General features: G+C 43.1%; 8 protein-coding genes. 4 read left to right on the plus strand and 4 right to left on the minus strand.

The window, feature by feature from the left end:
* Both QTO00_RS09585 and QTO00_RS09590 read right to left on the minus strand, forming a co-directional pair.
* Positions 1-864: DUF3800 domain-containing protein (locus QTO00_RS09585; RefSeq protein ID WP_331424538.1), on the minus strand; the 864-nt coding region annotated here is incomplete at its 3' end.
* A 21-nt stretch (positions 865-885) separates the two neighbouring features.
* Positions 886-1,482 (minus strand): tyrosine-type recombinase/integrase, encoded by a 597-nt coding sequence (locus QTO00_RS09590; protein WP_331424540.1) that lies wholly within the window; start codon positions 1,480-1,482, stop codon positions 886-888.
* A 109-nt stretch (positions 1,483-1,591) separates the two neighbouring features.
* Here QTO00_RS09590 and QTO00_RS09595 point away from each other — a divergent pair, with 109 nt between their 5' ends.
* Genes QTO00_RS09595 through QTO00_RS09610 form a run of 4 tightly spaced genes read left to right on the plus strand, consistent with a single transcriptional unit; the run spans position 1,592 to position 8,817 of the window.
* The gene (locus tag QTO00_RS09595; RefSeq protein WP_331424542.1) at positions 1,592-3,163 is read left to right on the plus strand and encodes a class I SAM-dependent DNA methyltransferase; all 1,572 of its coding nucleotides are present in this window, start codon (positions 1,592-1,594) and stop codon (positions 3,161-3,163) included.
* Positions 3,153-4,397 carry a restriction endonuclease subunit S gene (locus QTO00_RS09600; RefSeq protein WP_331424544.1) on the plus strand — a complete coding sequence of 415 codons (1,245 nt, stop codon included), beginning with the start codon at positions 3,153-3,155 and terminating at the stop codon, positions 4,395-4,397. The genes QTO00_RS09595 and QTO00_RS09600 overlap by 11 nt, the downstream gene beginning before the upstream one ends.
* A 17-nt stretch (positions 4,398-4,414) precedes the next feature.
* Positions 4,415-5,563: a DUF4268 domain-containing protein gene (locus QTO00_RS09605; RefSeq protein WP_331424546.1), complete on the plus strand. Its 1,149-nt coding sequence runs from the start codon at positions 4,415-4,417 to the stop codon at positions 5,561-5,563.
* Positions 5,560-8,817, plus strand: a complete 3,258-nt coding sequence (locus tag QTO00_RS09610) for a type I restriction endonuclease subunit R (protein ID WP_331424547.1) — start codon at positions 5,560-5,562, stop codon at positions 8,815-8,817. Before QTO00_RS09605 ends, QTO00_RS09610 begins: the two co-directional genes overlap by 4 nt.
* A 30-nt stretch (positions 8,818-8,847) precedes the next feature.
* Here the strand turns inward: QTO00_RS09610 and QTO00_RS09615 are convergent, their stop codons facing one another.
* Together QTO00_RS09615 and QTO00_RS09620 are read right to left on the minus strand one after the other, a co-directional pair.
* Entirely contained in the window at positions 8,848-10,236 is a 1,389-nt protein-coding gene (locus tag QTO00_RS09615) for a DEAD/DEAH box helicase (RefSeq protein WP_331424548.1), read from the minus strand.
* The gene (locus QTO00_RS09620) at positions 10,230-10,754 is read right to left on the minus strand and encodes a hypothetical protein (protein WP_331424549.1); all 525 of its coding nucleotides are present in this window, start codon (positions 10,752-10,754) and stop codon (positions 10,230-10,232) included. Before QTO00_RS09620 ends, QTO00_RS09615 begins: the two co-directional genes overlap by 7 nt.
* Between the last annotated feature and the right edge of the window lie 35 nt (positions 10,755-10,789).

Here is a 10,789-nt window from a genome sequence, read left to right on the forward strand (position 1 = left end):
ATAGCCGAGTTCGACATTTTCTTGAGTCCAGTCCATGAACAGCGCGAACATATCAGCCTGCTTTTCGAGAGTTTGAGAGTCATCATGCATTAAGTGAAAACCTTTCGGATAGTCATTACCCCATTGAATACATTGCGCAAATAATGCTGGGATTGACGGATCTAACGTCGTTTTATCTATACCATTGAGAGCGTCATCGATGATCTCTTTTGTATCCAATATTTGTTGAATATCTGTTCGAAATGGAGCATGGGTTGAAGAACTTTGTACTTCCTCTACTGACGAATAGAATGCTTCGATAGACTCACAGTCCTTGTTTTTAAGCATAATGATAAACGCAGACATCATCAGGTCGACTTTGTCATCATCACAGAAAACGGTTAAGCAGCAGTACAACATGTTAGAGAGAGCTATGTTTTGACCATTTATGTACAGGTCTTCGCCTCTAAGATAAAGCATGTGCTCAATCAATGTGTCAACGATCTTAGATACAATCATAAAACGCTTGTGAAACAAGTTTATTTTTACAGCGCTTGGGTTGATTAATTTAGAGCCGATTAAACGAACAATACCATCCTGACCTGCTTTGCTTCTCTTCAACCTTTTGAAGTGAAGCTCGTGTTGAGCATTTGAGCCAACGAGTCCAATCAACTTCTTAGCGTCATTATCGCTCAGTTGGCAGCTAGCGAGGGTAAATACTGGTTGATCATCGTCCAATAAATTTGAGCCTGTATTACCAGACTCATCTAAATATATGTTGGGAGTTGTGTTCATTTTTTGGCGTTGCTTCTCTTTTTTGACGGTCGCAAGCTTAGTGAGCTTCTGTTTCTTTCTTAAACGATTTGCTTTGCTGTTTTTACTCAAAATTTGGTTCTCGCAGATAAATTATGTCTCACAACTCTCCGAAATCCTTAGCGCGTCTTCAATCTCGACACCAAGGTATTCAATCGTACTTTCTAACTTAGCATGACCAAGAAGCAACTGGATAGCACGTAAGTTCTTGGTTTTGGCGTAGATCAAAGAAGCTTTAGTTCGTCGTAATGAGTGCGTCCCGTATTGCGTTTTGTCTAAGCCGATATCGGTCACCCATTTGTTTACTAATGTGGTGTAGTAGTGATAGGAGATGGGCTGCCCTTCACGTCGTGGGCTTGGAAACAGATAGTCGGTAGGTGACAACGCATTTTTGATGATCCATTGCGACAACGTCTGCTGAGTCTTGGGTGTGATCTCGAAGTGAACTTCTTGTTGAGTTTTCTGCTGTTTAACGATGGTTCTGGACATCACACAACCACTGCGGCTGACGTCTTGCACTTTCAAGTTCCGTAAGTCGCAAGAACGAAGCTTGCTATCGATAGCAAGGTTAAAAAGCGCTAACTCGAACAGTCGCTCTTCAAGCTCCAACCGAATTCGAATCCGCCAAATATCTTCTAATTTGAACGCTTTCTTCTGACCAACTCGTTTACCTTTGTTCCAAGCAACCATGATGTGCTCCTTACTTCATAAAATCCACTTCTAAGTAAGGCATAAATCAAGGACTTTTGAGGCTTGGGTGGTATCATGACAAGAATTTTTCGTTTTAAAGAACACTGAAATGAACCAACAAGAACAACAATTCCTTAAAGAGCTTGAAAGTAAGCTATGGACAGCGGCAGATAAGCTGCGCTCCACTCTCGATGCTGCGCAGTACAAACATGCTGTGTTAGGCCTAATCTTTGTTAAGTACGTTTCTGATGCATTCAAACTACGTCAAGATGAGATCAAGGCTGATCTTGCTAACCCAGAGCATGAATACTACCTAGATCCGGCTGACTTCTCTGAAGAAGAGCTAGCGGAAGAGATCGCTATCGAGCTAGAGCAACGTGACTTCTACACAGAAAAAAACGTGTTCTGGCTACCTACAGAGTCTCGTTGGCAGTTCCTACAAGATAACGGCCCACTAGTGATTGGTGGTGCTGATCTAGAGGCTAAGTTGAATGAGCTTATCAACTTAATTGCGACAATCCCGTTTGTTCATGCTGACCTAAACAGTAAAGACATTCTCGGTCACGTATACGAATACATGCTGGGTCAGTTTGCACTAGCGGAAGGTAAAAAAGGTGGTCAGTTCTATACGCCAGCTTCAATTGTATCGCTAATCGTTGAAATGATTGAACCGTTTGAAGGTCGTGTCTATGACCCTGCAATGGGTTCAGGTGGTTTCTTCGTACAGTCGGAGAAGTTTATTGAGCGTCATGCTAACGAGAAGAAGGTTGATGCGCTGACGCAGAAACAGAAAATTTCTATCTACGGTCAAGAGTACAACCACACGACGTGGCAGCTAGCAGCAATGAACATGGCGATCCGTGGTCTTGATTATGACTTCGGTAAAGAGCCTGCTAGTACCTACACCAACGTGCAGCATCCAGACCTACGTGCTGACTTCATCATGGCAAACCCTCCATTCAACATGAAAGAGTGGAATACAGGTGTTGATGATAACGATCCACGCTTCAAATACGGTCAACCGCCAGCAGGTAACGCTAACTTCGCATGGATGCAGCACATGCTTCATCACCTTGCTCCTGATGGCTCTCAGGCGCTGCTATTGGCAAACGGCTCGATGAGTTCGACAACCAACAATGAAGGTGAAATCCGTAGAGCGCTTATCGAGAACGACCTTGTTGAATGTATGGTGGCGCTACCCGGTCAACTATTTACTAACACGCAGATCCCAGCATGTATCTGGTTCTTAACCAAGAATAAAACCGCTCGCACCGATAAAGCAGGTCGCAACCTGCGTGCTCGTAAAGGTGAAGTGCTGTTTATTGATGCTCGTAACCTTGGTTACATGAAAGACCGTGTTCTACGTGACTTTAGTTTTGAAGACATCCGCAAAGTTGCAGATCTATACCACGCATGGAAAACCGATGAAGAAGTTAATGGCATTGGCTACGAAGACCAAGCTGGTTTCTGTAAATCAGCAACGCTTGAAGAGATCACTAAGCATGACTTTGTTCTCACTCCGGGTCGATACGTTGGTGCTGCTGAGGAAGAGGATGATGGTGTTCCTTTTGCTGAGAAGATGGTTGTGCTGACCACTAAACTGGCTGAACAGTTCGCTGAATCGGCAACTCTAGAAGCTGAAATTAAGAAGAATCTAGTGGGGTTAGGCTATGAGTTGTAACTGGCCTCTCAAGCGAATCTCAGAAGTTGCCAACTTCGAAAACAGCAAACGCGTACCATTAAAAAGCCTTGATCGAGCTAAAAGGCAAGGAGAATTCCCGTATTATGGTGCATCTGGTGTTGTTGACTACATAGACGACTTCATATTCGATGGAAACTACTTATTAATTTCAGAAGATGGTGAAAATCTTAGAACCCGAAATACACCGATAGCTTTTCAAGCAACAGGCAAGTTTTGGGTGAATAACCATGCTCATATATTTTCAGAAAAAGAAGAAGGTATTCTGGACTACTTAGAGTATTACTTCTCCATTCTTAATATCGGAGCGTATATAACGGGGGCTGTTCAACCAAAGCTGAACAAAGCCAACTTAGATAAGATTGAAATTCCAATCCCACCTCTAGAAGATCGACTCAAATTAAATGGAATTCTTAATAGCTTCAGAGACAAGGTTAGGCTTAACAATCGTACTAACCGAACCTTAGAAGAGATGGCACAAGCTATCTTCAAATCGTGGTTTGTCGACTTCGACCCAGTTAAAGCCAAGATGAATGGTGAGCTACCAGATGGTATGGATGCAGCTACTGCCTCGCTATTCCCAGAAAAGCTCGTTGATTCTGAGTTAGGTTTGATTCCTGAAGGATGGGAAGCTAAGCCTCTAGGTGATTACTTAACAATTAAGCGTGGTGGTTCACCAAGACCAATTAAGGAGTTTATTGTTCCCGATGGCTACCCTTGGACAAAGATTGCTGATGCTACGGCAAATGACAATCCTTATATTTTCAAGACCAAAGAGTTCATCAAAGAAGAAGGTCTTAAAAAGACGGTTTATCTTAAGAAAGGTACTTTGATCCTATCAAACAGTGCTACACCGGGCTTACCTCGCTTTTTGGAGCTAGATGCTTGTATTCACGATGGTTGGTTACATTTCCCAGAGAAAAAGCACTTTACAGATTCTTATTTATACCAGTTGTTCTTGCATATTAGGAAGCATCTAGTTTCTCAGGGGAATGGCAGCGTATTTACAAACTTAAAAACGGATATTCTCCGAAATCAAGTGGTGCTCGTGCCGCCCAAAGAGCTTGTTGATACCTATGAAAAGCATGCAGGTAAGTTTTTAGAAACTGTTAAAGCTAAGTCTATAGAGAGCAACCAGTTGGCGCAGCTTCGTGACACACTACTTCCTAAATTGCTTTCCGGCGAAATCGACTTAGAAGCGGCAACCGAGAACTAAAATAAGGACAATAAGACGTGTTTAAGATTGATACCGAATCTAATCGAATTTCTAGGATCGAAACTAAACGTTTTAGTGACTTGGGGTTCAGAGAGCGTGACCATTTGCAGGAGTGGTTAGCTAATCAACCCGACGCACTTGGTGAAGAGCTGCTTATCATCCAAAAGGAGTTTGATGGCTTTGATGATACGAGAGAGCGTCTCGATTTGCTGGCATTAGACAAAGATGGCAACCTCGTTATCATCGAAAATAAGCTCGACGACACAGGGCGAGATGTCATGTGGCAAGCACTCAAATATGCGTCTTATTGTTCTAACTTAACGAAATCACAAATTGTGGAGATTTTCCAAAGCTATTTGGAACGCTTCTACGGTGGTAGTGACGCACGAACTCTGCTTTGTGAGTTCTTAGATGCCCCTGATCTAAGTGAAGTCGTTTTAAATTCAGGTATCAACCAACGCTTAATGCTTGTGGCTGCAAACTTCCGTAAAGAGGTGACGAGTACAGCATTGTGGTTACTTAATCATGATATCCAAGTTCAGTGCTTTAAAGTCACGCCGTATGCGATGGCTCAGGAGCTGTTTCTCAATGTCGAGCAAATTATACCGACCCCAGAGGCTAAAGAGCTGATGATTGGTATGAATGCCAAAGAAGCAGAAGAAAAAAGCACATCTATCGAGATTAAGCACCGTCATAAGATTCGTCATGAGTTCTGGGAGCGGTTACTCGAAAGTATGACCGATAGCTCTTGTCGCATGTTCGATAATATTAGTCCGAGTAAAGATCAGTGGTTAGGTGCTGGTTCTGGTGTGAGAAATTGTCGGTTCAATTTAATATTTGGCACTAAAGAAGCTCGTGTTGAGCTGTACCTCAGTCGGCAGGCACCAGAGGAAAACAATTTTGTCTTTGATGCGTTATTTAAGCAACGATCTGATATCGAGGCCAAATTCGGCTCTCCGATTGATTGGCAAAGGCTGGATGGCAAAAAGGCGTGTCGCATAAAAGTGAGTAAGGCATTTGACGGCTACAACCGCGAATATTGGCCTGAGATCATCGAATGGCTAATACAGAATATGACAGAGTTTGAATTAGCTTTTAAATCAGCGTTGCTTGAAGTCAATCGTCAGTTGAAAAGCACCAGCTTTGAGGAGCAAGATGCGATATGAAAATAACGGAAGACCAATTGGAACAACTCTGCCTTGATTGGTTTGTCGGCGAAGGTTATCACTATAAAAGTGGTTACGATATTGCTCCAGATGGTGATTCTCCTGAGCGTGATGACTACCATCAGGTAGTACTTAAAAAGCGTTTGCTCAATCAGTTAGAGATCCTAAACCCAGAACTGCCAGAAGAGACTCTAAATCAGGTGGTGAATACAGTAAGCACACCTGAAACTCCAGTGCTTATCAAAAACAACCGAGCATTCCATAAGCTTTTAATTGAAGGTGTTCCTGTTGAATACACTGTCATTGAAGATGGCCAATTGACAGCAAAACATACCCATGCACGTCTGATGGATTTTACTAATCCAGATAACAATGAGTTTTTGGTGGTTAATCAGTTCACCATCACTGGCACTAAAGGCAATCGTCGCCCTGATGTAGTCGTGTTTATTAATGGTCTTCCAATCTCTGTCGTTGAGCTAAAGAACCCAGCAGATGAAAATGCTGACATCTGGAATGCCTATAACCAAATTCAGACTTATAAAGATGAAATTGCCGAACTATTCGCGTTTAATGAAGCGTTAGTCATTAGTGATGGTTGGACAGCTCGTGTTGGCTCGCTCACCGCAAACAAAGAACGTTTCTTGCCTTGGAAGACGCTCTCTGGTGAAGATGATAAGCCATTGCTTGAGTTTCAGTTAGAGACAATGGTACGTGGCTTCTTCAAACCGGATCTTCTATTGGATTACATCCGCTACTTCGTGTTGTTCGAAACTGACAACGACAAAATCATCAAGAAGATCGCAGGTTACCACCAATTCCATGCAGTTCGTGCGGCGGTTGAAGCTACAGTAAAAGCGAAACAAGCTGATACTGACCTGCCTATGGTAGCTGACAATGGCGCTAAGTATCAGGTACAAGCGACTAAAGGGTTAGACAAGATTAAACCCGGAAGCGGCAAAGCTGGTGTAGTTTGGCATACTCAAGGCAGTGGTAAGAGTATCTCAATGGTCTGCTATGCCAGCAAGTTGTTGCAACAGCCAACCATGAACAACCCAACGATTGTCGTTGTGACAGACCGAAATGACCTTGACGGCCAGCTCTACAATACCTTTGGTATGGCACAAGAAACGCTTAAACAGATCCCACAGCAAGCTGATGATCGTGATGCGTTACGTGACTTGCTTCTGAACCGACAATCGGGCGGCATTATTTTCACCACTATCCAAAAATTCGCTCTATTGGCTGATGAAACTAAGCATCCTGTTTTATCAGAGCGAGCAAATATTGTGGTGGTTTCAGATGAAGCTCACCGAAGTCAGTATGGTAATAAATCTAAACTGGTTGAGGTTAAGGACGAAAATGGCGCTGTAAAAGCTCATAAGTACGTTTACGGGTATTCCAAGTATTTGCGTGATGCTTTGCCTAACGCCTCGTTTATTGGCTTCACTGGCACACCTATCGCTATGGATGACAAAGACACTCGTGGCGTGTTTGGTGAGTACGTATCAATCTATGATATTCAAGATGCGGTCGATGATGGTGCGACTGTACCTATTTACTACGAATCACGTCTTGCTAAGCTCGATATTAATCAAGAGAAAATAGAAAAGCTTAATGATGACGTAGAAGAGGAGATTGGAGAAGACGAAGAGACCGCCGACCGTGAGAAAATCAAATCACAATGGGCTGCTCTAGAAAAACTCGTTGGAGCCCAGCCTCGTATTGAACAAGTTGCTCAAGATCTTGTGACGCATTTTACTACCCGCACTGCAACATTTCCTGGCAAGGCTATGGTTGTGGCGATGAGTCGTGAGATTTGTGTGGATCTCTATAATGCGATTGTGGCGATCAAGCCTGAATGGCATCACGACGATCCAGAGAAAGGGGCAATCAAAATTGTCATGACTGGTAGCGCATCAGATAAAGAGAAGATGCAACCACATATCCATGACAAGAAGACTAAGAAGCTGTTTGAGAAACGCTATAAAGATACCGACGATGAACTACAATTGGTGATTGTGCGTGATATGTGGCTCACTGGCTTTGATGCGCCATGCTGCCACACCATGTACATTGATAAGCCAATGAAAGGCCACAATCTGATGCAGGCTATCGCCCGAGTAAACCGCGTGTTTAAAGATAAACCTGGTGGTTTGGTTGTTGACTACATTGGTATCGCAAACGAGCTGAAAAATGCACTGAAAACCTACACCAATAGCCAAGGTAAAGGTCAGCCTACGGTTGATACAGCTGAGGCTTTCGCCGTGTTAATGGAAAAGGTTGATATCATCCGAGGCATGTTCGCGACACTTGTCGATGGAGGCATCTTTAACTATCGACCTGACTTTGAAACTGACGCTCTTCGGTTATTGCCTGGAGCAGTAAACCACCTATCAGGCCTGTCTCATGTTGATGGGAATGGTAAAGAAGTCCGCGATGGTAAACGACGTTTCCTAGATGTCATGGCCGCGCTTACTAAAGCATACTCGCTATGTAACACGATGGATGAAACTCGTGGCTATAAGAACGAAATTGCTTTTTACTCAGCGATAAAAACGGCTTTCATTAAGCACTCAACCGTTGATAAAAAACGTACTGACGAAGAGCGCAATACTGCGCTCAAACAGATCCTTGATAACGCAGTAGTTGCCGATGGAGTTGATGACATCTTTTCAATGGTTGGGCTAGACAAGCCTAATATTGGTTTGCTGTCAGAAGAGTTCCTTGAAGACGTTAAGAACATGAAAGAGAAGAACCTTGCGGTCGAGTTATTAGAAAAGCTGCTTCGCGATGAGGTTAAAGCTCGCATGAAGAATGACGTTGTGCAGGAGAAAAAATACTCTGATCGTATCATGACGACACTTCAGAAATACCACAACCGAAACATTGAAACGGCTCAGGTAATAGAAGAACTGATTCAGTGGGCAAAAGAGATGCAAGAAGATGCGGAGATGGTTGATCAACTGAACCTTTCTGTTGATGAGATTGCCTTTTATCGTGCATTGGTTGAAAACGAGTCATCAGTGCGAGAGCTTGGCGATGACAACTTGCGTAAGCTAGCTATCGAATTAACCAGTCAGCTACGTAAGTCCGCAACAGTAGATTGGCAGAAGCGAGAGAGTGTCCGTGCCCGTATGCGTAACTTAGTCCGTCGACTGTTGCGTCGTTGGAAGTATCCACCTGATGCGGCTGAAGAGGCGATTAAGCTTGTTCTTGAGCAAGCAGAAGTTCTTGCAGATGGTTGGTATAAATAATGACAAGAGGCAGGGTTGATACCTTGCCTTTTATATATCGACCTGACTAGAAAATGCTTCTATTACTCGTTGTTTAAAAGAACCAAGCTTTATCTCATCAAACGTATAGCTTAGCGTTTGCGCAGCATTGTGTTGTTGAAGGTTAGTAGTCCACCTCAGCTGTGAGTAATTTTCCTCAGGCTCTTTATCAAGTGACTTGGTGACTAAGACACTATCAGTGAGATGTGTTTCGTATTTTATTGGAGTTGTTATTTCTGCAAACATGCGTGACATGGGAATGTCGTGCTCTATCTGTTCCGAAAACTCTATCAAGCTTTGTTCCGCAAATGTAAATAGCCACGCATGTTGGTTTTCTATTCCATTAACCCGAAGGATACGGCCAAGTACTTGCCTAAAGTACAGCTCTGTTTTGACTGAACTCATATGGCAGCAAACTTGAAGGCGTGGAATGTCAGTGCCCTCGCTAATCATCCCAACACTGACGATCCACTGTGTGTCGTCATTACGGAAACGGTCTATCTCAGCTAAAGGCTCTTCGTGTCGATAGGTTACGATAGAAACGGTTTGAGTATATTTTTCCAAAAGAATCTTTTTTATTTTTTGTGCATGTTCAACCGAAGACGCAACGACCAAACCACCGGCGTCGTTAGTTAGGCGACGTATCTCCTCTAGCTTTTTGCACCCTAGGCCAAGTAAGTGAACCATTGCTTCTTGGTTGTGTAGAACACTTCTGTAGGAAGCTTTCGTTTTCTTGAGCATTTCGAGAATAGATGGAAAAGATTGTTTTTTGTCATCGTTAGTCACTGTCAAATGTTCGTTATCGACGAGTACTATCTTGGGACTCCGACAAACTTTGTCGGCAATAGCTTGTTTTAAATTGTATTGATAGTCGACCAAAAGTTTTCCATCAGGGTCAGTGTAATGGGCCATGACGATTGGTAAGGAATCTGAGCGCCAGGGAGTACCAGACATTGCTAGAGTGTATGTTGCTAACCCTTGGATTTTGGTCAATATTTGTTGTCCCCAAACATTCGCTAGGCCGGTATCAGAACCAGAGCAGTGGTGAATTTCATCAAACACAACAAACACTCGATAATTGCGTAATGTCAGCCAAAAGTCGTCACCCAGAAACTGAATCGATTGATAGGTGAGTGATTGCCCAATAGTTCCTAACCCGCCATGAAAAGTGCACTTAAGAGTTCTTGAAAAGGTCTTTTTAATTCCGTCTGCAACAGCCAGCGAGGGAGAGAAGCATAGCACGAGGTCTACCATGTCATTTTGTAATAATCTTGAAGCGATGTTGGCAGCTAGTACGGTTTTACCAGCGCCAGGTGTAGCTTGGCAAAAGAAGTGGTTGTGTACGGTGGAGTATTTTTCTAGCGCTCTATCGGAACACTCTGCTTGCCAGCGCCTTAGCATGTGGTTACTTCTCCAGAAAGAGTGTTAAGAGCATTGGTAAGCACATTTACTTTACCAAGAAGTTGTGCAGAACGCTCTTTTGCCTGTTCAAGTAAAGGGTTTAGCTTTATTTCAAGATCTTTGAAGCGACGCATAAGTGACTGATATTCATCTATTTCACTTAGAACAATTTCAAGTTCTGCTTTATATTGACTTCGCTCGAGGACTAATACTGAATAGTCAGGGCTAGAGTGCATATCTAGCCTTGTTGTTTGCGTCTTTGGTTTTACTTGTAGGTTTTTGAACTGGGTAGTCTGGAAGTATCGTTTCTTCTGTCCCTTACCTTCGCATTTGAGCCAGTTGTTTTCCATAAAGCGTCTAATCTGTCGGTATACCATGCGCCTGGCTTCGTTCTTGTCGGTACTACCATTATCTGTAGAAACAAAGGCATCTCTTAACTCAACAACTGAAAAACCATTCATTTCTTTTTCAATCAACAGCTTGTGCATCATGGCACTGATTTTAGTAGCACGTTTCATTTACAACTTTCACCAAACAAAAAAACTAAGGATTG

It is taken from the genome of Vibrio sp. M260118, from assembly GCF_036533755.1.
Classification (GTDB): Bacteria; Pseudomonadota; Gammaproteobacteria; order Enterobacterales; family Vibrionaceae; genus Vibrio.

Excerpts from the sequence above, each read along its gene's own strand:
- QTO00_RS09590 (WP_331424540.1), bottom strand. The coding sequence starts at position 1,482 with ATGGTTGCTTGGAACAAAGGTAAACGAGTTGGTCAGAAGAAAGCGTTC.
- QTO00_RS09595 (WP_331424542.1), top strand. The coding sequence starts at position 1,592 with ATGAACCAACAAGAACAACAATTCCTTAAAGAGCTTGAAAGTAAGCTA.
- QTO00_RS09600 (WP_331424544.1), top strand. The coding sequence starts at position 3,153 with ATGAGTTGTAACTGGCCTCTCAAGCGAATCTCAGAAGTTGCCAACTTC.
- QTO00_RS09610 (WP_331424547.1), top strand. The coding sequence starts at position 5,560 with ATGAAAATAACGGAAGACCAATTGGAACAACTCTGCCTTGATTGGTTT.
- QTO00_RS09615 (WP_331424548.1), bottom strand. The coding sequence starts at position 10,236 with ATGCTAAGGCGCTGGCAAGCAGAGTGTTCCGATAGAGCGCTAGAAAAA.
- QTO00_RS09620 (WP_331424549.1), bottom strand. The coding sequence starts at position 10,754 with ATGAAACGTGCTACTAAAATCAGTGCCATGATGCACAAGCTGTTGATT.